Genomic DNA, 24,665 nt, shown 5'->3' on the forward strand with positions numbered 1-24,665 from the left:
TTTATACACTACTATTATTATGATGTGATATGTATTTTTATATGGGCGTTTGACTTTGAAGACAAAATAACTTGTTAATCAATCTGATATTGAATCGGAAAAAATGTCAATAGAAAGGGCGCAGGGAAATGGCTAAACATGAACTTAAAAAACTCCCTGAATATCTTGAATCAGTTGTATATGGCTCTAAAATGTTCGAAATACTAAAAAATGCCCGCGATTTTTCAGTTGGTGACACTATCTTACTTAATGAACTTGATGGTGTAAAAACGATGGGACTTTGGATGGAAAGAGTCATTACTTTTGCAGATTACGAACAAAGGGAAGGATATATAGTTATGAGAATTGCTAGACCTTAATGAACAAAATGAGAAAAAAACTAGGAAAAGGTCACTCGGATGGAAGTGACCGAGGGGAGGATGTTACGGTCAATCAACGCCACAACCTATTAAGTGCGTGCGATACACTCGATAATAATTTTTGAAAATAGATGTTTCCTATACAATAAAAAGGCGCCGAGTCGTCAATCGATAAAATGTGTATGGAGGATAAATTATGGATTGGTGAAATAGCGAAGTGCAATAACAGCTTGGGGCGATGCAGTGCAACAGGCTCCTATCTCGAAATAAGTGCATGTACTAGCATTTAAAAACACCTCGTCATATGTGAAGCCATTTCCTTTAAAAGAAATGGCTAAATAGTAAATATGGAGTGAAAGTATCGTGAGTGTGTAAGCGTATTTGCTTAACACTAAAATTTATATGATTCGATAACTAAGTTTGTATAGTTAATTAACCTATAAAATAAAAAAGCTTACTGCTGGTCCTTCTGCGAACCTTCGAGGAGTGAAAAACAATATGCCTCTCTTATACTCTTCTAGATATGATATGTGTAGTTTGCATGTTGCACAAAATGAACTGTCCATAGGAAAGATAGTGTTCAGTAAAATTAGTCATCTTTTCGGGGTTTTAAAAAGTATGAAATGAACATTACAGAAAGTCCCGTAGAAATGTATATTAGTGCAACAGATTTATTTGAAATAAATGAATCGTATTCGAAGAAACTAGATAATCTCCCCAATCCGCTTATAAGCAAAATGATGCCAAAAATAAATACGACTGTAGAATGTGCTTTCAATGCATAACAACTCCTAATAGGTCAATAACTTATAAAAGGATAACATAATTAGGAGATATTTGAAAATATGGATTGTTTCAATTACTGCACACTTTGAGGAAATTATTTATGTAAAGATGGGATAGCTTTATGTAATAACAACTTGGGGTGATGCCATACTACAGGTTGCTATCCCGAATCTAATGTATGTAACAGATTATAAATCTATAAAATTATGTGGAAAAGATGAAAAAAGAACCATCTCAACGGTAGGAAACGGCTAAAATTTTATGATAATTGGAGTGATTTTGTGAGAATGTTAAGCGATTCGATAACTAAGTTTATATAGTTAATTGACCTATAAATAAGAATCAACGCTGATCCTTCAGCGATTCTTGGAGGAGGAAAACAATGGCCCCACGAGTAGTTACGTTCTACCCTGGCCACTGCTATAATAAAACCCAAAAAAAATGATCAACCAGAAATATCTGGCTATTAGTTAATGAATTTAACTATATCAATGTGTTGTTGGAACATAACATAAATTTAAGTCCTCCTATTAAGGATTTATTTGCATTTTTTAGTTTTTATTAATCTAAAAAAAGGAGAATTAATTTATGGCAGAATGTTGTGATGGCTGTATTAATACGAATCCTACTAACGGATGCTCGGTAGAAGAAGGAAGTGGTACAACTGCTAGTGGAAGGTCTTCCCATGCAGAAGGAGTAAACACTACAGCAGGTGGATTAGCATCACATGCGGAAGGAGAAACAACAACCGCTAATGGTAGGGGCTCTCATGCAGAAGGATCAAATACTACTGCGAGTGGGTTTGTATCTCATGCAGAAGGGTTGAATACGATTGCTAATGGATTTATCTCTCATGCGGAAGGAGAAGGAACAGCTGCTAGTGGAAGAGGATCTCATGCAGAAGGATTTAGGACTACAGCAATTGGAAGAGCGTCTCATGCTGAGGGAAGAGAAACAAGGTCATTTGGAGTAAATTCTCATGCAGAAGGTTTTCAAACAACTACTGGAGTTGAATCTGATTCATCAAGAGGTACGAATGCTCATGCAGAGGGTTCTCGAACTACGGCAAGTGGTAATGTTTCCCATGCTCAGGGATTAGGTACAACTGCTAGTGGTAACACTTCCCATGCACAAGGAGAAGTGACAACAGCAAGTGGAAGAGCGTCTCATGCAGAAGGGGTAGGGACAATTGCATCTGGATTTGGCTCCCATGCAGAAGGGGGAACATCAGATATTGCATCATCACCAGGATCTGTTGCTAGTGGGGATTTTTCTCATGCAGAAGGACATGGTACTTTAGCTAGCGGTCCTCAATCTCATGCAGAAGGATTTCAATCTCAAGCTATAAGTGCTGATGCTCATGCAGAAGGATTTCAAACGACAGCATCTGGTCCAGCCTCCCATGCAGAAGGTGAATTAACAATAGCAAATGGAGCAAATAGTCATACAGAGGGATTTAGAACACTTGCTAATGGCCTTCAATCCCATGCAGAAGGAGATCGAACAAGAGCATTTGGGGTAAATTCACATGCAGAGGGGTTCCAAACAAGAACTGGGGATGAATTCGATCCGTCAAGAGGAACAAATGCACACGCAGAAGGTGAAGGAACAGTAGCGTTAGGGAGGAACTCACATACTGAAGGTTTTGGAACATCTGCTATTCAGCCTCAATCCCATGCAGAAGGAGATTCTACAATAGCAAGCGGAGTATCGTCTCATGCAGAAGGGGGACCTATAAGAGATTCCGCAGGTACTATTGTTCAAGTGACTCGAGCGCAAGGAAATCTTGCGCATGCAGAAGGAGCTGGTACCCAAGCTATAGGAGATAACTCTCATACTGAAGGAATGGGAACTATCACTTCCATTCTCGCTCCTAATTCTCATGCGGAGGGAGAAGGAACAGAAGCACGTAACCGAGCAGCGCATGCAGAAGGGCAAAATTCCATATCTTCGGGAGTAGCCTCCCATGCAGAAGGATTTGGTACTAACGCGAGTGGAGGTTTTGCTCATGCTGAAGGGACACTCACAACTGCAAGTGGGCTAGCTTCCCATGCAGAAGGGCAAGTGACAATTGCTGCAGGACTTGCATCACATGCAGAGGGTTCAAGTACCAATGCAGGTGGATTTGCTTCCCATACTGAAGGATCAATGACGGATGTCTTAAGTGATTTTGGTCATGCAGAAGGGGTTAATACAGCTGCAGTTCATACAGGGGCACATATTATGGGACAAAATGGAGTTACTAGATTCCCATTCTCATGGCATTTGGCGAATGGTCTTGCAGTTGGCCCAACATTGAATTCTGCTGTCATTCAAGGATCTACAGGAAATCTATTTTTAGATGGCACTATATTTATGCCTTCTGCAGCTGATTATGCTGAAATGTTTGAGACGATTGATGGAAGTTTAATTGATGTAGGTTATTTTGTAACTTTAGATGGTAAAAAAATTCGTAAAGCTATTTCAAGTGATGATTATATTTTAGGAGTTACAAGTGCTACTCCTGCGGTTCTTGCGGACAGTTGTGAACTTAGATGGAAAAATCTTTTTGTAACAGATGAATGGGGGAGAGTTCAATACCTCGATGTTGAAGTACCAGAAATAAAAGATACAGAAGGCAAGGTTATTCAGCCTGGATTTACAAAGACTGAACCAATACTGAACCCAAAATGGGATGCTAAAAAAGATTATATCCCTCGTACCCAAAGACCTGAATGGGTGGCTGTTGGATTATTAGGAAAACTGTTACTTAGAGATGATGGTACCTGTGAAATAAATGGCTATTGCAAACCTAACGACGAGGGAATTGGAACAAATGCAACTCAAGGCTATCGTGTGCTAGAGCGTACAGGGCCTAATCAAATATTAGTATTAGTTAAATGAGAAACATAGCTATTATATTCCACAATAGGGCGCTTTTCTGAAATTAGGAAAGCGTCTTTATTCATGGAAAGGACCAGATTGTGGAGAAATAGAGCTAATAGATTAATTGGTAAATTTTTCTTTAAACAGTAATCATTGCTGCTTTGAAAAAAATTTTTATTTTATGCGAATAAACATAAAACTAATTTTCAATGAAACACGTTTCTAAAACGATTGCATATGATAATACGATGAATCTGTGAAGGGAATGAAATAAATGTATTATCAATCCAACGGGTATCCATATCAAACCCCTTATTATGGAAATGCATTAATGCATAATTATATGGAATACCCGAATTACTGGACATACCCTTATGGGGCAATTCCTGCAAATCAATTAAATCCTTATCATGCTTCCAATGGTAATAATGAAATACTGTTAAAAGATTATGGAGCTAACCCATTTGTCATTAATATTAACGAGGCGTCAAAGCAAAACAATACGTATCGTACAGCATTATGGACAGGAAAGCATTTACAGCTAACATTAATGAGTCTAAATCCCGGAGAAGATATTGGACTAGAAATGCATCCTAATGTCGATCAATTCTTACGTATAGAGCAAGGGCAAGGGGTAACTCAAATGGGCAAAAGTAAAGATAATTTAACCTTTAAAAGAAATGTCCATGATGATATTGTCATTTTTATCCCTGCCGGAACATGGCATAACTTAACAAATACAGGAAGTTTTCCACTAAAACTTTATTCTATCTATGCCCCGCCTAACCATCCGTTTGGAACAGTTCACCCTACTAAAGCTGCAGCAACGGCTGAATAAAAGGGTGAAAATAACAACAATAGAAATTCCGTTATTTTTGGCAAGACTCCAGATGAATGGTTGCGGTACACGGAATTCTTGGTAAATGAAGAATTAAAGTATGTTCAAAGAGGAATAAATCCAACACACATTCTTCAGGAATTTATTCTGAAGGGGGTTCTAGTAGGAAAAGGATATTCTCCAGAAAAGGCATATGAGATAGTGGAAGAATGGGAACTGACAGGGGAATCTAAATTTCTACAACAAAGCAAAAATATGTAGAAATACTGTAAAAGGTAATGGATACAGATATAAGACTTTTAAATTTCCAGGGTTTTTCCATTTCGGTGAAATTAGAAGAGATTGTGAAGGAATGTAATTAAACAAACGAAGGCTAATAGTGTTGGTTATCCTGAAATTCAGTCTTCTGTTATAGGGACCAAGAAAATGTCTTGGTTGGAAAACTGCAAACGAGGCATCTAATGAGCAACTGTTGCACTTAATTTTATAAATTATTGGAAGTAAATAAATCGGGCAGGCAGAAAGGGAGGGTATTAATTTAGCTTCTCATCTAAAGGGGGCTCAGAATTGCATAATGACCACAGACTGTTAAATTGGATTGTATTTCATTCAGCAAAGACGTAGTAAATAGAAATAATAACCTATATCTTCATTCTTGCATAATATAGGAGCAAGTATGTAGAACGAGGAGGATGTATTTATGGTAATGCCATCTTATAATCAGAGGATTTCTCCCCAACATGCAATGCAGATTGCTGTACAAAGAGTACCAGGTCAAATCATACATTATGGTATGGATATGGAAAACGGTACTTTAGTATATGAAATTTTCATTTTAACTTCTCAAAATAAGATATATGAGGTAGAAGTAAATGCAAAAACAGGGGTAATTCGTAAAATAGAAGAAGAAAATGATTTTGATTAATCTATATAAACAAATGACCAGGCGCTCATTTAAAGGTGAGTACCTGGCATTTTTGCGCTTATTCTTTAATCGTTTCTTGAAATGTTTTTCTACCTGGGTTTATTTTGTTAACAGTTACATTTATTTTACTAATCGATTCTTTATTTAAAGGTACTTTTCCATCCTTCTCTAATCGCTTCCATGCTTTAACATTGTCTCGATAAAGGTATTCGGATAACCTGAAGATATCAACGTCTAAATTTAGTCCTGCTTCATATGTTGTATTAATTTCTTTTGTCAGTTCCTTGATAATTCCTTTTCTTATTTCATCTGATGTTACTTTACCTTTAAAACCATTGAGTGTAGCATCAACTTGGATATCTATTTTAAATTGCACTTTATTACCATTTACAATTGTTTTTACATCAAGACCACGTTTATTTAAATCTACTGTTAAATATTCCTCACTATTGTCTAATTTAAAGGTTAAATCCCCCCGGGTTGTTTCTTTTTGCAACCATTGAGCGCCTCTAGCTTTATCACCTTTTATCGTTCCTTTAAATCCATCTTTTGAAAGTATGCCGATACCCTGTAAGTAAGTTTCATTTGTGGTTTCTTTTTCTGAGGGTTCCCATGCCCTGTTTATAGATATTAGGGGTAACGCAACTTCATGACTTGGTTCATTTAAGTCAAGAATTAGATTCCGAAAAGTAACGGGTTCAATATATGCTTCCAATGATCTGGTGTTTAATGGACTAGTAAGTTTCGCATTAGGTAGTGATTTATTTAATACTGGAGATATTAAAAGAATTTCTTCTAGCGGTTCTTGTGTACAATGTATATACATTTGATATCTTGTTTCTCTAAAACGCAAAAAACTATCGATTACAGCAATAGCATGTTCACTTTTCATAGCGTCTTCTGTAAGAATTAGATAAGCCATATGTCCCCAAAATACTTCTTGATCAATGGATCTATATAATTTATAAATTGCTTCTTCCAAGTTTTTCCCTTTAGCGCGTCCAATTTCCGCCTTTGTTCCTTGCGTATTCATCGATTCGGATTTTGCAACATCAGAAAAATTAATTAATTGCAAAAAAACTTCATACTGATCATCTTTAAAATCTACTCCCACTCCATGAACATAGTACATTCTCTGCGGTTCAGAAACATCCCAGCATCCAGAGAGCAATAATACGGTTAAACTTATGATTAAAATAAATTTTCTCTTCAATTTTAAATCCCTGCTTTTTTGGTATTTTTAATTTAAAAGTAGCTACTTTTAGCATAGACAAAAATAGGGATGGTTATAAGGGAAATTCTGAAAGTACCATAAAAAAACAGACAACTAATATTAGTTATCTGTTTCATCATTAGTCTTTGATTGTATAGCTTTATTAAACGCTTCATCAAAAGCTTCTTTAATTTCCTCAATTGTATAGCCTGCCTGAAGTAATTCATTTGTTGTTTCTTCTAATTTGATCATTACATTTCCTCATCTTCTACTTGGTACTTCATGAACTTAAATTGTATAATATTTAATTCAGATACACAATTAGTAATTGGTATTTAGGTTTTTATTATTTGTTAAAATCTTATTAGAATCACACTTTATTATTTTTTAGCTCCTTCATCCTTTATGAAAACATTTATATTAAATTTCTGAATAGAATTATCCGTAATGGAATTTAATTCATCTATAGTCCATGACTGTGATTTAAAACGATAAGCCTTTTCTGAAAAATTGAAGATATCGGAGTTTATTTCCAACCCTTTATTAAATGTACTTTGAAACTGTGATAAAATAATATTTTTAATATCATTTTCAATTGTTTCTTTTCCAATATTTTTTGGATTTTCTCTAATTGAAGCTTTTATTTCTAAATTTATAATATATTTAGGAATTGTATTATCCTCAATTTTTATATGATAATCTATATTTTCAATAAACATAGAAACAGACTTATCCTTTATTGATAACTTCATTTTGTTAAAATCCTTATTAAACCAATCGAGCCCTGATAGTTCTTCTTCGTTTATCCACCCATTTAAATTTTGTTGTGAAAGAAAATAGGCACCACTTATTTTTAATATATTCTTAGATTTATTATCCTCCATCCAATAATCTTCACTAATTTTTATGGAAGGAACCATAATTGATCCAACTGGTTCATAATATCTTTTAATCATGTCTTGTACAGTACTGGTTGAGATGAATGAATTAAAGAATAATTGTTCGTTTGGATCATAAGGAAAAGTTAATATAGGTGGTTTATAAAAAAGACCATGTACATTCATTATTTCTTTAATATCATCTTCAAATCCATAAGCTAAAGTATTGTAACGTAAATAATAATCCCTACTAAAAAAATCAAAAAACTCATCCAAATGACCATCCAATACATTTTTGGAAATAAAGAAAGTTTGTATATGTCCATAATACAAAGGGTTCACAGAATTCTTTTCAATATCATCAATTGCTCCCTGAATTGTTTCACCTTCTCCATGACCAACAACAATTGGAGCAGGCTCAGACGCAATGCCAGGATCTGAGCCCGCAACATTTGTAAATCCGAAAGCTTGAAAATATAAATGATACTTATCATTAGAAAAATCTATACCAAGCGCGGTAATATAAACTTCACTTTGTATTTCCTTGGTACCTAAACAACCGCCTAGAACAAATAATAAAGGAAAAATTAATATTATTTTAAATGTGGAAGTATAGTAATGGGACATTTATAATCTCCCTTCTAAAAAGCAGTCAGTCTTTTATTTTGATTCTAAAGGGCATTTTAAAAAAACCTTTAATAAGATTGGGTATATTAACTTTATTTAATGTAGAAAGGTAAGGATGTCCGAAACTTTCTAATGAAGAGATATATGTTAAGAAAAATAAGACGCTTAAAACAAAGCCATACATTCCAAAAAAGGAGGCAATTATTAACGTAGCGACTCTTATTAAAAATACGTTCCCTAGTATATTTTGATTAATTAATGTATAGCTAGATATAACTGTAAGTGCTCCAATCACTAACGTCGATGGCGATGTAAATCCTGCCCTTATGGCAGCATCACCAACTATTAACCCCCCCAAGACTGCAACGGTTTGACCTACAGCTTTAGGTAAACGTATTCCAGCTTCTCGAAAGAGGTCAAAAAAAATGAGCATTATAAGAATTTCGAACGAAGAAGAGACGGGCAGTCCAATTTTAGATGCAGATATCGATATTAATAAGGGAAATGGTATCTGGTTAAGTTGATGGACAGTTAATGCAATCCAAAAACCAGGTAAAAATATACTTGTTAGTAAAGATGTAATCCTTAACATGCGTGAAAAACTCACAAATAAAAAATTAGTTTGATCATCTTCGGCTGCTTTCAAAATAAGTAATAAATTTACTGGTCCAATTAAACAGCTTGGACTTCCATCTACCAATATGACAAAACGACCTTTATTGAGAGAATTTACTACAAAGTCTGGTCTTCCTGAATAATCAAGGAGGGGAAAGAGGCTCAACTTATCATAAAGTAATTCTTCAATATGATAACTACTTGCAATATTATCTACTTTTATTTTATTTAGTTTGTTTTGTACATTTCTCAAGGTGTTTTGATCAATATAGTTATCAATGTAGAGTAATAAAACTTTTGTTTTACTCGCATCTCCAATTGTGAAATTTTCGCATGATAAATTTTTACTCTTTAATCTCATTCTTATTAAAGAAAAATTTGTATCTATATTTTCAACAAAACCATCTCGTGGTCCTCTTAATGAAACTTCCATATTTGATTCTTCAATTGATCGTTCAGGTAGTTTAGCTATATTGGTTGAATATAATTTATTTGATTGAACATGATAAAAATATAAAATTCCTGTGAAAATTTTGCTATTTATTTCATCTGTTGAGTACGCTTTTATCTCCTTTACCTCTAAATAACGATTTATTATATCTACATCATATAAATTTCCTTGTTCAGCCAGGAGTCTAATATTCGGTAATAAAGAATTGAAATAAAGAACACTGTCAATTAAACTATGGCAGTATATAAAAATTACTTCGTGTTTTTCGTTGTTAAAAATAAAGTATTTACTACTTATCGATACATTTGATTGATGACTAAATTCTTTATAAAAAAAATCCTTATTATTACTAACTTCAGTCAAAGTTTTTAACTCCCTTTTGCTTTTTTTCTAATACATAGATACCTGTAATGAATAAGAATAAAAACACAAAAATAAAAAGAAGATAAAAGTTTTTTATAAATGATAAAAAATCAGTAACAGACCAAGGGATTAATAATCCTATTGTTAAACATAGATAGAAAATGAATAATATTAATTTTCGGTTTTTGAAAAAGGAAGAAACAAGATACATAAATAAACATATGCGAATAAAAGCCATTGATAATATTTGGAGAACAGATAAAGAATCCATTCTTGTAAAGTATTTACCGAATGACAAAACCCTCCATTGTTCGTTTATAGGAAAAACCATTTTCTGTGTTACATAAATGCCGAATTCTGAGATAGTAGTTACAATCGTAATAAAAACCAAAAATACAAATAGTATAGAGAAAACGATTATTCCTTTATTCATCCTCGCTTTTACATAACCATTTAAAAGAATTAAAATAAATCCCACTTCTAAAATACCGATACATATGTATAATATTCCCCATAAAATGGACGGAGTATTACTTGTATTTACTGGTAATATTAGATCGTATTCATTATTCATTGAGTTCCCTAAATTGAGGAGTACAAACAAAAAAATGTATAGTGTACAAATAATCAATGACTGTATAGCTATGGTTTTGATACCTTTTAGAGAACAATAATAGCATATTAATATAAATAAAATAACTGTTATAAAATATGGGTAATCAGAGTTAAAACTTTCCTCGGCCCAAATAATTGTAAATTTGAGGGAGACGAAAGTTGATGAAATTAAATAAAATATACATGAAGTAATTATTACAAAATAGAGTGGTCTAATTTGGAATGAACTTAACTCAAGGAATGGAACTTGGTTTAATGAAGATGTAATTCTAGAAATAAATAATGCAAAAAGAAATATTGGAATTAAACTAGCCAAGGCACTTATCCATGCTTCTCGTTCAACTACCGTGAAAATCGTTGGAATTAAAATGAAATGTGTTAAAAAACTAACGGATAAAAATAGCAAACTATATACATGTATTGGTTGTATAACTTTGTTCATTTTATCTTAAACCTCCTCCAAACAATCCTCTCCATGTTTGTTGCCATCTAATCTAAACGGACATGTCTTATTATTTAATTATTATTGACTCAAATAAACTTCCTTATATCTCTAAATAAAATTTTCACTCACTCCATATTGATTTCAGATAGATATAAAAGGGAAAGGTCAGGTCATCAATAGATGATGTACTTAATAAATAGGAGTTCTAAGGATAAGTTATTTTATATAAAAAACCGATTCCCTATATAGTTTGGAAATAGGGAATCGGTTTTATTGATTTAAATTGATAACTAAAATAGGTAAGCATACTTTTATTTCGAGGATAGAAATACCATGTGAAATACTAAGTTGTATTATACGTTATAGCATATAACCAAACATTGTGTACATAATTGGGCTATTTCCCACTATGCTTTTTTAAGAAGGCAAGCGTTTTTCCTAGTGTGTGTTCAGCATGTGTAGTAGTAAAATCAAATTGATACTCATGGCCTAAGTCAGTATTTGTTCCGTCAAATAAAATACTTTCTACTTCCACACCATTCTTTTTGAGAACATCAATAAGCTCTGTTGATTGTGGTGCTAGTGGATCAGCATCTCCAACTGTCAAAAAGGTTGGAGGGTAATTAGGTGTCATATGGTTGACTGTAGACATCTCATCAAGTCTGGAGAAGGACTTGAAATCTTTTTTTCCTGTATATGCCCAAAATACTGATTGGATACCTTTTTTTATTATTGGAGATGACTGAGTCCCTATTTTGTCCATATTATAAACACCACAGAATAAAAGAGCACCTTTTAATTGTTCTTTATCAACAGAAGGTTGAATATCCATTGATTTTGCAAGTGTCTCATTAGATATTAATGCAATTGTTTGACTGGCAATTTGAGCTCCTGCTGAATCGCCTCCAATAAATAATTGATTCATATCACCGCCATATTTAGCGACATTATCCTGTAAATATTTAAGAGCCTGGTTAGTTTGTATGATTGGTCCAGGATATTTTTGTCCAGGTGCAATAGCATAGTTTATATTTGCTACTACATATCCTTCATTAGCTAATGCCATTCCATATTCTTGCGTTTGTTCTTTACTACCCGATACAAATGCGCCACCATGTATCCACATGATAACAGGGAGTTCATTCTTAATATTTTTCGGATAATAAATATCTAATAGACTATTCTCAATTCCATGTTTATCGTAAATAATATCTTTTTCAACACGGACTTGTCTTTTTATTATTTCAATGTTTTTAGGGGATGCAAAAGAATCCGCTTCGAAAAGCTGCTTGATAATAAAGGTATTAAGTATAGGTGTAAACTGTCCAATTATAAATATAAGCAATATAGGAATGACAATAATATAGACAGGGATCTTCCATCGTTTTTTCTGATAAAACTTATTTTTTGTTTTCAAATTGATTAACCTTACCTCTTTACTTATTTATATGAGATTCTCTTTAATGAAAAAGAAGAAGGTGGATGCAACCTACACTTAGAGAGACCAGAGTGATTTTTTTAATCTTTAATGTGGTGATTTTATACATTGCGGAACCTCATATAACTATATTATATCAAAATCTGATTTTAATTAGCAGAGGGGAATATTATGGATTGTGGAACAGAAATGTGTAAAAAACAATATGCATTCAATCTTAAGACGATTACAATAATGAAATGCCAAAGAGATTTTCGGGTTTTCATGAAAGAAAAGATATGAATATAGCATATTATTTTTATTTATTTAGAGAGATCCTGAAATATTTCGGAGTAATATATGAAACTATTCCTAAAATCAATTAGATTCTTAATTTCTTATTGGATATTCATAGGGATAGTGTATGCAATTTAACGTGACTATACAACAATACAGAAGCTGTAACGTCGTTGCACGCTACAGCTGAAAATATGTTAATTTATATTAATTATTCATATCTTTAAGACCAGGACTATGTTCATTTGGCATCTCTGGCATAAGTGGTACAGGGAATCCTTCAGGTGGAGGGGTCACATTTAGTTCTCCACCATTTCTACTTGGAGTTTGACCCTGGAAAATTTCACCGATACGTGTGGGATCTAATCTAAAGTTAAACTGTGCATTATGATAACCCATTTCAACGAACTTTCTACATTCAGGATATTTGTTGATATCGTAGTTCGGTACAGGAAATAGTTTTCCCCAGTCTACACCTAAAGTTTCTAACGCTTTTGCAAATGCATTTTGGTGAGCATTGTCACGAACTATTAGAAAGGCAAGTGTTTCCCTGAAGGTCTGATTAGAACTCATTTCATAAATCCGTGTTTTTTGAAGTACACCAGTTGACTCAAGCACTAGATTATCTAATAAATCTGCTATGAGGTTGCCGTGTGCATATACCCACGAGCCATTCCAAGGATTACCTGCAGCATCGACAGGTAAAGATGATTGTGCTCCAACAATATAATGGTGTGGGTTTGCATGTCTAACCGCATCATCTAAAGGAGATTGATCCATACCATTATTACCAGGTGCTGAAGATTCCCCAGAATCATTTAGTAATTGATTAATTGTGTTTTGTACGAGTTCTACGTGTGCAATTTCTTCTAAGAAAATGCCACGAAGTAAGTCACGATATTGGATTTCTTTCCCTCTGAAGTTGGAGCTTTGGAAAAAGTATTGCATCATGGTTCTCATTTCACCATAATGACCACCTAGTATTTCTTGCATAACACGTGCTGCTTGTGGATCTGGTTTGTCAGGTTTAATAATGTTAATTAGCTCTTCTTTATAGTAATACATTTATATTCCTCGATTCTGGGGAATTTATTTTATTTTTCAGGATAATTAACATGTAATGGAGGTGGTACAAGCCAACCTTTATTTTTGTTCAAACGTAATAGTTTGGCACCGAGTAGCGCTTTTGCTGTATGGAACTGTCCATACATTAATGCGATATCTTCACGAGTAGAAGTACCCATTGCTTGGCTACATGCAACTAATCCAGCAGCTACATCTGCTGTAAGAGCAGCACTTATTTCTGGATCATTAAACTTCGCACCTGGTGGAATATCTTCCAATCTTGCTAAAGGTCTTTCAGGTGAAGATGGAGGTAATGCAATACCATTTGTTTTCAGAATTTTCTCTAATTGCTTTACTTCTTCCCTACATGTTTCGATGATATCTTCAATAATTTTTTTAAGATCATCGTCACCAGCATGATTATAAAACGTTTGATAGCCAGAAATCATACCATAATCAACAATCAAGCTTGACCAAACACTGAATACTTCACCATAATGCAATGGTTCATCTTTTGGATTTCCACCAAGAATACCCATTATTAACACTTCCTCTTCTTTTTTTTAGCTAAAGCAAAGATAGTATGAGTAGAAAAAGAAATAGCATTCACTTTTTACATTTTTTTATTACTTTAAGAAAGTGATCAAGTTAAAAAAACACATTAATAACTAGGTGTGACAGGTACCTTTATATACATTCAAGATGTTTTTTACGGTAGGTTCCTTAATCTTATGTATACATTCGAGTATGATAGGCGGTCTATTATTAAGAAGCCGCAGAGAGTGAAATCTCTGTAGCTCTTTAAGTAGTGAGACACTACGCAATTATATTTTGGTCGTTTTAAGTCGATTTATACGTCTATGTAACATTGATTAAAAGTTAAAAGTGTAGTTCACGGCAATAAGGACACTTTAATTTAAGGTGAAAGTTTTGACAAAAGAAAAACAAAAGAAGTTATTAGAGTAAGAGGAAAAAGCAATGGAATTATGTTGATGCATTCATATCTGCACAAAAATATTACAAACTTCGATGAAAGCACTAAACAAATCGTCATACGATGGTATATGTTTAAATAAGTACTCTTAATAACAACATTAATAACAGAGCCTTTATTATTAGTAAGAGATATGACTATAATCATCCAGATGAAAACCTTGAATACCGATATTAAAAGTCCAATTGATTATTTACGCTGAAGTATAATTAAGTTCCTCCTTTACATAAAAAAGGAATAGGATCCTCAAAATATCCTACTCCTTTTCTACACTATTTATTTGGAAATTTCGGTAAATAAATCATTGCCTTAAATAAATCGCCATCAACTTGAATTAAGAACTTTCCGTGCTGGATGTGAAGAAGACTTTCAGCAATTGACAACCCTAATCCACTACCTTGACTTGATCTGGATTCGTCTCCTCGTTTAAAGCGTTCCATTAGTTCATCGACTGAAATATTTAATTCATATGCTGAAATATTTTTAAATGTCACGAGTATTTCATTCCCTAAATCTTCAACACTAATATATACCCTTGATGCAGGCTGTGCGTATTTAAAAATATTCGAGAATAAATTTTCGATAGAGCGCCATAGGAGTTTCCCATCAGCCTTTACATAGACCTTTTCTGTTGGGTAGGCTAACTTAAAATCTAATGCAGACGCTTCAATTTTTTCATCCATTTCTCCTATTCCTTGTGTAAGTAATGACACGATGTCAATCCGTTCTAATTGAACAGGGATACTTCCACTTGACGCTTTAGCTGCTTCAAATAAATCATCTGTTAGAAGCTTAAGTCTTTTCGATTTTTGATCTAACACATCTATATATTCAGCAATTAAATCAGGGTCTTTTTCTATTTTTAATAAATCAACATACGTAATTATTGACGTTAAAGGTGTTCTAATATCATGTGAAACATTCGTAATGAGCTCTGTTTTTAAACGCTCGCTCTTAATTTCACTATTCACCGACTTTTTTAACCCATCGGTAATACTATTAATACTCGCTGCAAATTGGCTAAACTCCCCTTTACCTTCTACTTCAATTCGATGCTGAAGATCTCCGTTCTTAATTTGCTCTACGCCCTCTTTAATACTGTTAAACGATTTTACCTTTTTTAGTGTAAACCAAGCAGCTAGGCCTATCGTAATAGGAAAAACGAAAAACGTTGCCGCAACTACTATTGGATAGCCAATGACAAGCAGTACAACTTTCACACCGATACTACCATTATCAAATACACTTTTTACCCAAAGAGAAATCTTTTTTAGAATTTGATAGATGAGTGTATGCTGAAGTAATGTTTTATTTTTAATATGCTTTACGAGCGATAAAACCATCAGTAAAGCAATGATAAAAATTGGTATTGTAATAAGCATATACATAGCATTCGGTACTCCAAATTCAATAAGTATTGCTATCCACAATGAAATTGAAAAACCCATTATTACAATATTGAGATCATTATATAATTTGTCAATGACATTTAAATTAATTTCTTTGTCTTCAAATGACGTTCTTCCAATGACAATCATTAAATAAACAAAAGATACAATAAAACCTGCTAGAAACACAATAAATTCATTTAAACTACTTTTGGCAATCGCCTTGTCTTTTTCCCATTCCGCAATTTTTTGTTCTATGAACGGCTCTCTAAACGCCAAATATAGGACGTCTTTTTTTGGATTCAACTCTTCAATGCTGCTTGTAATATAATCTAAGTAATTACTTTCTTTCACTTCATTTGGATAAAGCTTTTCTTGGTAATCCTCAAATAATATATATGCTTTAAATGATTCAAATTGCTCTTTCTTGTTTAGTTCACTATTAGAGAATACATGCTCTCCGTCGCTTGCATAAAACGCAATTCCTTCATTTGCTTCTAGTGTGCTGAGTAACCGATAGAACTCTCTTACTTGTTCTTTCTTGATTTGTTCTTTTTTAAGATTTATGTCATCTGCATATTTTTCTTGGTAGAGGCGATTATTTTCCTCTTCATTTAAGGTCTTACCGCTTAAAATATGTTCTTCACTCTTGTATGTTCCAATTAATTGCACTAAGGATGAAAGTATACTGTAACTTTCATCAGCGAATGCTCGGCTTTCAAAATAACTTTCTTGATTGATACTACTAAGATGAACCTCATTTACTTCCAAATCAATAATTACTTTCGTAGTACCCGTTATACAAACAACGGCAATTAAAAACACAATAATTTTCGTAATGAGTGCATGACTAATATTTCTCAACTTTATACCCAACTCCCCATACCACTTTTAAATACTTTGGCTCTTTCGGATTAATTTCAATTTTTTCTCGAATCTTTCGAATATGAACCGAAACCGTATTTTCTGGATTGATGGCTTTTTCATTCCATACCTTTTCATAGATCTCTTCAATTGTGAATACTCGCCCAGCATTTGCTGTAAGAAGCTTTAAAATTTTATACTGCACGGGTGTCAAATGAACCTCTTCTTTATCAACAGTAATGACTTTCTGTTCATCATCAATCGTAAGCCCACCCGTTTGCAATACAGTGCTACTCTTCTCAAGACTTCCAAATGTCGTATACCTTCTTAGCTGGGATTTCACCCTCGCCACAAGTTCTAAAGGATTAAACGGTTTGGCTATATAATCATCTGCTCCGATATTTAATCCGAGTATTTTGTCATGATCCTCCGATTTAGCAGAAAGTATAATTAATGGAATCATATGTTCTTGCCGAATCTTCATCGTCGCCGTAATCCCATCCATTTTTGGCATCATAATATCCATTATTATTAGATGAATTTCATGATCACGAATCAGTTCGAGCGCCTCAATGCCATTGTAAGCTTTAAAAAACTGATATCCCTCATTTTCTAAATAAATGCTAATTGCTCTTACGATTTCTTTATCATCATCACAAATCAAAATGTTCAATTACATTCACTCCTCAATCTACTCATGTTCATATGTTCCCTCTATAGTATTCGTATAAACATATAATACAAATTTATTCTTAACAAACACACACACTAATTCTTAAGATTTTCTTATTGTTTTATCAAAATAATTATTGTTTGCAAATGTAGTTTGTTTTGGTGGTTCAATCAACTAATAAATACTATTTTCCGAAAAAAGCATCCTTATTCTCGAAGACCATTTTTTTGTAAATAAAACATTCATGAACTTTTTGCTCCCATCCATGGCATGAAAATAAATTATTTACACAGAAAAAAGCATATACTCATCCGCAAAGGGACGAATATATGCTTGAATACCCGTGGTTCCACCTAAATTCCTACTGCATGTAACATCAGTAGCTATGAGCGGGGTGTGTGAACACATTATATAGTTTGGGAGGTTTAAATCATTGTAAAGTTACCTTTTATACATTTAAAAGATTGTTGTTCAACAATGGCCCCTTTTCTTGAAGAAAGACGCTTTCCTTATTTCAGAAAAGCGCCCGATTGAGAAAGATCAGTTATCTATCATGGAACAAATATTAGCTCTTTGGAATCCTAAGAATAGCTTTAGATAAACTTTCTCCAATTTCTTTTGAAGTCCTTCCGTACCCTGCTCTTGAAGGCGTAGTCATAGAAAATTCGTTCTGAACCAATGCATCATATCCAAACTCCTCATAGCAGTTGGAGTGCCCACCGTGCATGACAAAGACCGGTATTTCACCCTTTTCTGATATGGAATACTCTATCGTTTTACCATCAATTATAAAAGTATTTATTAAAAGAGACCCTAATAAAAGTTTGATTATATAATCAGGCTCAAATCCTCTAAATATAAAGTCTGGTTTATTTTAATTATACTATTTACCCTATATTAGAATTTCGTAAAAAAACAGTAATTTATTGCTTTATTGTTTTAATCCTCGAAAAAAAGTGAATAATGACAATAGTTCTTTTTCAAAGGGGAGTTAAAGTTTGAATATTTTTTACTTAACAATAGAAATTGTAATAGGTTTTTTTCTATTATTCGTTCTAGTGAAAGTAGTTGGAAAAAAAATAATAAATCAAATATCGCCCTTTACATTCATAGCAGCAATAGTACTTGGAGAATTATTAGGAAACGCTCTTTACGATGAGAAAGTGGGGGTTTTTTACATTATTTATTCTATGGTATTATGGGCGCTTCTTTTGTTAGTAGTTGAAATGTTAGGGCAAAAATTTCTAAAGCTGCGTTTGATCTTTGAAGGAAAACCATCTGTGATAATTCGAGATGGAGTTATAAATAGGGAACAGTTAAAAAAAAATCGGATGAATATTAATCAACTGCAAAGTCTATTGCGTCAATCTGAAACATTCTCAATACGAGAAGTAGCTTATTGTTATCTAGAATCCAACGGGTCAATCAGTATATTGAAAAAATCAGCTTATCAAAAAACTACCAGAGAGGATTTTAATAAACCCTTAAAACAGGTGCATGTTCCAGTTACCTTAATTCGAGATGGCGAATTGTTAGTGGATGAATTAAGGGATATAGGTAAAAATGAGGAATGGTTGATGGTTCAACTAAGGATTCATAATGTAATGAACACTAGAGAGGTTTTTATAGCTGAATGGTTAGAAAATGACGGATTGTTTATTCAAACCTTTAATTAAATATATATTATTTACTGTACATTATGAGAAAAGAAACTAGGAAAGGATCAATCGAATGGAAGTGACCCTAATTAATAATGAGGAGGGGATGTGACGGTCAACTAACGACACAACCTAATAAGTGCGTGCGATACCCTCGATAATAATTTGTGCAAATATATATTTCATAAATAAGGCGCAGCGTCGTCAATCGAATGAAATGTGTATGAAGGTTAAATTATGTATCGGTGGGATAACGAAGCATAAACAACTTGGGACGATGCAGTGCAACAGTCTGCTATCTCAAAATGAGTGCATGTAATTGTATTAAAAAACATTCCATCATAAAGTATAAAAAGAGCCATCTCCTTAAAAAGAAATGGCTAAATAGTAATTATGGAGTAACGTATCGTGAGTGTGTAAGCGTATTTGCTTAACACTACTATTTATATGATTCTATTACTAAGTTTATATAATTAATTGACTTATATTGACCTAAAACAGCTCACTGCAGCAATCCTTCGAGGAGGGAAACAATATGCCTCTTTTTTTACATTCCTAGCTATAATATGTGTAGTTTGCATTTTGCAAAAAGTAAACTGGTCATGGAAAAAATGTGCAGTAAAAGGGGGGCGTCAAATATTCTGTGTTTCGCAATAGTTCGGGTTTTCTATTTATATTCTTTGTTAATTTGAAAATTATCCCTCTTTAATAAAGGACAAATTAGTTATGTCCTAGCCTCAAAAAGAATAATTTACCTACCTTTATGCTTATTTTTAGACTTCTGAACTTTAAAAGTCCAAATTATATTCTTTAAGTCGATTCCAGGGAATAGATTTTTCCTTTTTTCTAATATCCAATTCTACTTTAAGCGGTATCTCAACCTTAGAGAATTTCACTGCTTTTCTTTGAAGTATTTTAGAGGTGATTTTTTACTGTATTAATTTGGATATGTAAACCACCATGTGTATCATTATATTGATAAAGTCCAACAATTTCGTATTTACAAAATCAAAGACTTCTTAATCTAAAGTTCTTTTTCAAAATTCATTCAAGTATGTATTATAAACGATATAGCAATTTTTAAATGCGAAATTTAGATTTTATTAAGTAATTGTAAAAAAAGAAAATCACAAAGTAGAAATCTTACTAATTATAAGGGTCACTGTGGCATCATCAGTGACCCTAAAAATTCGGAGGTATAAAGCAAATGGATTAACTTTATACACTAATATTACTATGATGTAATAGGTATTTTTGTGTGGGCATTTGACTGTGAAGACGAAAGAACTTGTTAAGCAATCTGGTGATTGCATCAGAAGAAAATGTCCAATAGAAAGGGAGTAGAGAAATGGCTAAACCTGAATGACACTATTCTTTTCTTAATGAATTTGATGTTGTAAAAACCACTGGACTAAGGATGAAAAGAGTCATTACTTATTTTAAAGTTTACGAACAAAAGGAAGGATATACAGTTAGGGGGATTGTTAGACCTTATTTACAATATTGGGAAATTAATTAACGGGTTAACCTTGCCTTTATTTGTACAGGAAAACTTGCAAGTTATCATTTTGGTCGATTGTCGCTAATATGACATCTTTAATGTCTACGTTATATTTTGGTGTAAGATTATTTTTTAGCCAATCCTCAGTACTTAGATTTGATTAATTCAGTAATCAATTTTCCTTCTGAATAAATAAATCTACAGAACGCACAACAAATGACTCAACCTTTGCAACAGATGCACAAATCTTCACAACAGAGACGAAGCAACCTCAACAGCAAACAAATCAATCGTAACAACAAATGATTCAACCATTACATAGCAATTTATTTAACTGGTAATTCATCAAAACAATAAGTTATAAGTTCAATTCTTCTATAAACCTGAAATTGTTATAACTTTAGGGAGTCCTATGAAAGTTAGATAGGGAACTTCATACAATTGATAAATACACAATTAAGTATTAACATTGTAAGTCTCATTTAAATTCATAAAATATTCCACGTTTTAAATGAAACTTTTGAATAGAAGTTTTAAGTCATAAAACTAATTATTCTGACGCTAAAAATTAGCGTATTGCATAAATAAATTTAGACAATAATAAAGGGGACTATTCTTAAATGAGGTGAATCCATGAAAAATAATATTGAGTATGTTTACAATATACTCAATATTGGATTATTGTTCGAATATGATACATCTAATAATGAACAAGAGCGAGATCCAATTGAAGAACTTAACAAACCAGTTGCTGATTTATCCTCTATTTAGTCCGGCACCGCAAATTTGGGTTAAAACCGCCCCGTATAATGTATTGCACCGTACATGTTTTGTCAGTCAGGGAGATATTAAGATTAAACTTTTTATAAGGGGGAGTTATATGCCCGTGAGGTTAATTAAATATCTAGCTATCTTAATGTTGTTCAATTTATCATTTTTCATCCCCTTTTGTACAACCGAAGTAAAAGCAGAAATGGACATACAAAAACAGAAATTCAATGAATTTGAAAATGAAATTTATGATTTACTCCAATTTAGTATAGAGCCCTTTTATGAACTAGATAAATTACAAAACACAGCAACAGAAAAGGATTTGTATAATATTGCTTTATCTGTGGAGGAAAGGTTTACAAGAAGCCTCTCCTCTTTGTCTAAATTAGGGGTACCTACTGAATTGCCAAATGATATAAAGGTTTCGTTGGAACAAGTCAAGGTTGATTTGGCAATTGGATTTACTGCATTGGGCCAAAGTATGAATTACTTCACAAAGCACTTGAAGAAAAATAATCCTGAATTTTACAATAGGTATATGGAAAGTCGTAATCAAGGCTTTTTATATGTTAGTGGTGGAATGACACATCTCACAACAATAAGATTAAAATTTGATCCTCCTGAATGGGATAATACCCCAGATGGGAGTAAACCAGCGGAGAAAGCACCAGGCATATGGGAGGTAAGTAAAGAGTATTTTTACAAACTCGAAAAGGCAATTCAAGTAAGTAAAAGTATTCAACCGATCAGATAATAAAATGTCGGAATTTTATCTAGTACACATTAGATACTACACACTTATAGTTTCAGTCATTGTTGTTTACTGTTACACAAAAAATGTAAACCTCCCTTGCCTCACAAGCATGTGAATCGGTTTAATTGATACTTTTCAAATAATAGATCTATTTAGTGAAGAACTATATAGCCAGCAATCTATAAAAATTATTAAAGAATATGTTAAAAAGCACTCCAAAATATGAGGACACATTATTAAATAATCATGTGATACCATTATTGCAAGGAGCTGGGGTAATCGTAGATAATATAAAAATATGTGTTCGAAGTGTATATATAGAGTGATAGTAGAAACAGTGATTAGAATTACATTGTTTGTTCATTTCGTTATGAATTTTGGAACAACAATATTATTTAAATACAAAATTGTAAGTGTAAAAAAGTAACAGAATTAGACTTCAACGGTTATAGTTGTGCATTTTTTTAGCATATTAAGAGCAGTTTAGTTTAATAATTGTATTTAGCTTTGTTCAACAATAGGACCATTTTGTAGAATAGTATATAGAGGGATGAGCAAAGGAAAGACTTTTCTAAATGAAGTTTTTGAAACTTTAGTCTATTAATTAACTATAGATTTGAAATAAAGTCTGTGAGATGTAAAATAATCGTGAGTTTATAATAAAATTTGACTGAAAACTTTGAGTTGATATGCAGTTTTTTTAATAAACGGCTATTCTTGAATAAAGGAATTGAACAAATCACCTTATTTTGGAATAATTATTATAGGGAATTTGATGAAATGATATTTCGTAAAGAAAGAGTAGTTAACTTGTTTTATCTTTTCAACTTCATTAACCAACAATACGGAGTCCGCCTCCTTGATAAATAATGTATGCCTTATTAAATACAAAAATCATAAATGGAGCTCGCTCATCGAATTATGCAGAAGCAAAACATTGGAGTGTTGAAAATATAATGTAAATGGATTTAGATATCCTATCAATTGCTGACGGGCCAGAGATCGAAGTCATTAAGCGCATTACACTTATCTCGATACAAAAAAATACATCTTTTAAAAGAGCCTTATCGTGAAATTTTTTACAATCAATTAACCTTAGCTATAAAGAGATTGGAGAGATAAATAGTACGTGATTACTTTGAATTGTAATGTTATTAAAGATTTATTGTCATTATACATCGATGGAATTTGTAGTGAGGATACTATCGAAATCGTTGAAGATCATTTGCGTATATGCGATGAATGTAAGACCCATTTAAGAATAATGCTAAATTAGCAGAAAGGACACAAGGTGATTATTATGAAGTGTAATGTTGTTAGTTAAAAACAGATTGAAATATTTTTTGAATTCAAAAATAGCCGCCTTTTTTTATAAATGCAACATGACTTAATCAAGTCTTTGAAACTTAATTCAGAATCATAGCAATATAGTTTGTAATAATATTACATAATTTCGATAAAATAAATACTGATTTTCACATTGTCAATTACATATAAATAGTTAATCGTTTGAGAACTCAGCAAATATTTTGAACTTCTCAACTGATTCTTGAATGTTAAAGTGTTGAGGTATGCACACAAAACAGTTTGTCATTATTCGTCCTGCTGTTTTAGGGGGATAGTTCATTGTGTATTTTTTATTTTGAACAACTTTTGATACTTCTTGTTTCATAACTTCAATACGTCCTGATATTTCGATCACTAATTTAAGAACTTTTAATTGAAGTGATTTTTCAAGCTCTTGAATGAGTTCAGCAATTTTTATAGGAGTAAGAAACATTAAGAAGCGTGTGTGATGTTTTCTAGTATGATTCTGAATAGGCATCCATTTTTCTCACTTCACAGAAAAGAGCCTGGTACAAAAGGATTCTAGTTAATGAAAAACCCGGACTATTACGAAACGCGGATTCTGTGTTTCGTAATAGTCCGGTTTTCTATTTATATTCTTTGTTAATTTAAAAATTATTCGTCTTTCATAAAGGACATTAGTTATGTTTCATCCTCTTACATGGTCATTGGTGTCTCTGGGTGTTTTTGGGACAGAAGCATATCTTTTATAAGTTAATGTTTTTAAATAATCATTTCATAATGATTATCTTTTTTATAAACGACTCTTTTTCTTAAAATGAAATGTAAAAATAGATAGTAATAATAATGTTACGATTAGAATTAAATTAATTAAATGTATTAGAAGTATAAAGGGGAAATTTTCTATTTTGGATACCGATCTAACCGGTTGCCTATATTCATCGGGAAATTTTTTTGCGGAAACATGGACGTAACCTATGGAACGCAATTCATTA

Annotated in this window: 19 protein-coding genes and 1 pseudogene; 8 read left to right on the forward strand and 12 right to left on the reverse strand. The window is 32.6% G+C overall.

The genetic code is table 11. The features are described 5' to 3' along the window. Positions 1 to 128 precede the first annotated feature (128 nt). From ACVYAD_RS21670 to ACVYAD_RS21690, 5 genes are all read left to right on the forward strand, one after another. On the forward strand, positions 129 to 359 hold the full coding sequence (locus ACVYAD_RS21670) for a DUF3850 domain-containing protein (protein ID WP_476427906.1): 231 nt from the start codon (positions 129 to 131) through the stop codon (positions 357 to 359). A 623-nt stretch (positions 360 to 982) separates the two neighbouring features. Further along, entirely contained in the window at positions 983 to 1,144 is a 162-nt protein-coding gene (locus ACVYAD_RS21675; protein WP_476427907.1) for a hypothetical protein, read from the forward strand. Between the two features lie 589 nt (positions 1,145 to 1,733). After that, positions 1,734 to 4,028: a peptidase G2 autoproteolytic cleavage domain-containing protein gene (locus tag ACVYAD_RS21680; RefSeq protein WP_476427908.1), complete on the forward strand. Its 2,295-nt coding sequence runs from the start codon at positions 1,734 to 1,736 to the stop codon at positions 4,026 to 4,028. Between the two features lie 256 nt (positions 4,029 to 4,284). Further along, a complete protein-coding gene (locus ACVYAD_RS21685) occupies positions 4,285 to 4,848 on the forward strand; it encodes a cupin domain-containing protein (RefSeq protein ID WP_476427909.1) in 564 nt (187 codons plus the stop codon). 700 nt (positions 4,849 to 5,548) lie between these two features. Further along, positions 5,549 to 5,773, forward strand: a complete 225-nt coding sequence (locus ACVYAD_RS21690; RefSeq protein ID WP_476427910.1) for a PepSY domain-containing protein — start codon at positions 5,549 to 5,551, stop codon at positions 5,771 to 5,773. 58 nt (positions 5,774 to 5,831) lie between these two features. Here the strand turns inward: ACVYAD_RS21690 and ACVYAD_RS21695 are convergent, their stop codons facing one another. From ACVYAD_RS21695 to ACVYAD_RS21745, 11 genes and pseudogenes are all read right to left on the reverse strand, one after another. Continuing rightward, positions 5,832 to 6,986 carry a Ger(x)C family spore germination protein gene (locus ACVYAD_RS21695; protein ID WP_476427911.1) on the reverse strand — a complete coding sequence of 385 codons (1,155 nt, stop codon included), beginning with the start codon at positions 6,984 to 6,986 and terminating at the stop codon, positions 5,832 to 5,834. Positions 6,987 to 7,106: 120 nt separating this feature from the next. After that, complete coding sequence (locus ACVYAD_RS21700; protein ID WP_476427912.1) at positions 7,107 to 7,238, reverse strand: hypothetical protein; 132 nt, start codon at positions 7,236 to 7,238, stop codon at positions 7,107 to 7,109. Positions 7,239 to 7,366: 128 nt separating this feature from the next. Next, positions 7,367 to 8,491, reverse strand: a complete 1,125-nt coding sequence (locus tag ACVYAD_RS21705; protein WP_476427913.1) for a Ger(x)C family spore germination protein — start codon at positions 8,489 to 8,491, stop codon at positions 7,367 to 7,369. 25 nt (positions 8,492 to 8,516) lie between these two features. After that, positions 8,517 to 9,920: a spore germination protein gene (locus ACVYAD_RS21710; protein ID WP_476427914.1), complete on the reverse strand. Its 1,404-nt coding sequence runs from the start codon at positions 9,918 to 9,920 to the stop codon at positions 8,517 to 8,519. Next, positions 9,913 to 10,977 (reverse strand): GerAB/ArcD/ProY family transporter, encoded by a 1,065-nt coding sequence (locus ACVYAD_RS21715; protein WP_476427915.1) that lies wholly within the window; start codon positions 10,975 to 10,977, stop codon positions 9,913 to 9,915. Before ACVYAD_RS21715 ends, ACVYAD_RS21710 begins: the two co-directional genes overlap by 8 nt. A gap of 400 nt (positions 10,978 to 11,377) precedes the next feature. Continuing rightward, positions 11,378 to 12,397 carry an alpha/beta hydrolase gene (locus tag ACVYAD_RS21720; RefSeq protein ID WP_476427916.1) on the reverse strand — a complete coding sequence of 340 codons (1,020 nt, stop codon included), beginning with the start codon at positions 12,395 to 12,397 and terminating at the stop codon, positions 11,378 to 11,380. Positions 12,398 to 12,901: 504 nt separating this feature from the next. Then, on the reverse strand, positions 12,902 to 13,759 hold the full coding sequence (locus tag ACVYAD_RS21725) for a manganese catalase family protein (protein WP_476427917.1): 858 nt from the start codon (positions 13,757 to 13,759) through the stop codon (positions 12,902 to 12,904). Positions 13,760 to 13,788: 29 nt separating this feature from the next. After that, on the reverse strand, positions 13,789 to 14,298 hold the full coding sequence (locus ACVYAD_RS21730; protein WP_476427918.1) for a DUF3231 family protein: 510 nt from the start codon (positions 14,296 to 14,298) through the stop codon (positions 13,789 to 13,791). Positions 14,299 to 15,025: 727 nt separating this feature from the next. Next, on the reverse strand, positions 15,026 to 17,005 hold the full coding sequence (locus ACVYAD_RS21735; protein WP_476427919.1) for a HAMP domain-containing sensor histidine kinase: 1,980 nt from the start codon (positions 17,003 to 17,005) through the stop codon (positions 15,026 to 15,028). After that, entirely contained in the window at positions 16,992 to 17,678 is a 687-nt protein-coding gene (locus tag ACVYAD_RS21740; protein ID WP_476427920.1) for a response regulator transcription factor, read from the reverse strand. Before ACVYAD_RS21740 ends, ACVYAD_RS21735 begins: the two co-directional genes overlap by 14 nt. 589 nt (positions 17,679 to 18,267) lie before the next feature. Then, a pseudogene (locus ACVYAD_RS21745) lies at positions 18,268 to 18,480 on the reverse strand (alpha/beta fold hydrolase); the annotation flags it as partial. Positions 18,481 to 18,676: 196 nt separating this feature from the next. Here ACVYAD_RS21745 and ACVYAD_RS21750 point away from each other — a divergent pair. The 3 genes from ACVYAD_RS21750 (at position 18,677) to ACVYAD_RS21760 (ending at position 23,638) form a co-directional block, all read left to right on the forward strand. Then, the gene (locus tag ACVYAD_RS21750; RefSeq protein WP_476427921.1) at positions 18,677 to 19,354 is read left to right on the forward strand and encodes a YetF domain-containing protein; all 678 of its coding nucleotides are present in this window, start codon (positions 18,677 to 18,679) and stop codon (positions 19,352 to 19,354) included. Between the two features lie 2,210 nt (positions 19,355 to 21,564). Further along, complete coding sequence (locus tag ACVYAD_RS21755; protein WP_476427922.1) at positions 21,565 to 22,362, forward strand: hypothetical protein; 798 nt, start codon at positions 21,565 to 21,567, stop codon at positions 22,360 to 22,362. A 1,129-nt stretch (positions 22,363 to 23,491) separates the two neighbouring features. Then, positions 23,492 to 23,638 (forward strand): anti-sigma factor family protein, encoded by a 147-nt coding sequence (locus ACVYAD_RS21760; protein ID WP_476427923.1) that lies wholly within the window; start codon positions 23,492 to 23,494, stop codon positions 23,636 to 23,638. Positions 23,639 to 23,863: 225 nt separating this feature from the next. On the opposite strand, the gene ACVYAD_RS21765 is transcribed toward ACVYAD_RS21760, so the two are convergent. After that, positions 23,864 to 24,187: a hypothetical protein gene (locus ACVYAD_RS21765; protein WP_476427924.1), complete on the reverse strand. Its 324-nt coding sequence runs from the start codon at positions 24,185 to 24,187 to the stop codon at positions 23,864 to 23,866. Positions 24,188 to 24,665: the final 478 nt, after the last annotated feature.

The sequence above is a fragment of the Lysinibacillus sp. G1-3 genome, assembly GCF_056322905.1.

What these genes read in the sequence shown, in the direction of transcription:
- ACVYAD_RS21685 (WP_476427909.1), top strand. Translation starts at nt 4,285, where the DNA reads ATGTATTATCAATCCAACGGGTATCCATATCAAACCCCTTATTATGGA.
- ACVYAD_RS21715 (WP_476427915.1), bottom strand. Translation starts at nt 10,977, where the DNA reads ATGAACAAAGTTATACAACCAATACATGTATATAGTTTGCTATTTTTA.
- ACVYAD_RS21730 (WP_476427918.1), bottom strand. Translation starts at nt 14,298, where the DNA reads ATGGGTATTCTTGGTGGAAATCCAAAAGATGAACCATTGCATTATGGT.
- ACVYAD_RS21700 (WP_476427912.1), bottom strand. Translation starts at nt 7,238, where the DNA reads ATGATCAAATTAGAAGAAACAACAAATGAATTACTTCAGGCAGGCTAT.
- ACVYAD_RS21675 (WP_476427907.1), top strand. Translation starts at nt 983, where the DNA reads ATGAACATTACAGAAAGTCCCGTAGAAATGTATATTAGTGCAACAGAT.
- ACVYAD_RS21705 (WP_476427913.1), bottom strand. Translation starts at nt 8,491, where the DNA reads ATGTCCCATTACTATACTTCCACATTTAAAATAATATTAATTTTTCCT.
- ACVYAD_RS21765 (WP_476427924.1), bottom strand. Translation starts at nt 24,187, where the DNA reads ATGCCTATTCAGAATCATACTAGAAAACATCACACACGCTTCTTAATG.
- ACVYAD_RS21725 (WP_476427917.1), bottom strand. Translation starts at nt 13,759, where the DNA reads ATGTATTACTATAAAGAAGAGCTAATTAACATTATTAAACCTGACAAA.
- ACVYAD_RS21670 (WP_476427906.1), top strand. Translation starts at nt 129, where the DNA reads ATGGCTAAACATGAACTTAAAAAACTCCCTGAATATCTTGAATCAGTT.
- ACVYAD_RS21680 (WP_476427908.1), top strand. Translation starts at nt 1,734, where the DNA reads ATGGCAGAATGTTGTGATGGCTGTATTAATACGAATCCTACTAACGGA.
- ACVYAD_RS21690 (WP_476427910.1), top strand. Translation starts at nt 5,549, where the DNA reads ATGGTAATGCCATCTTATAATCAGAGGATTTCTCCCCAACATGCAATG.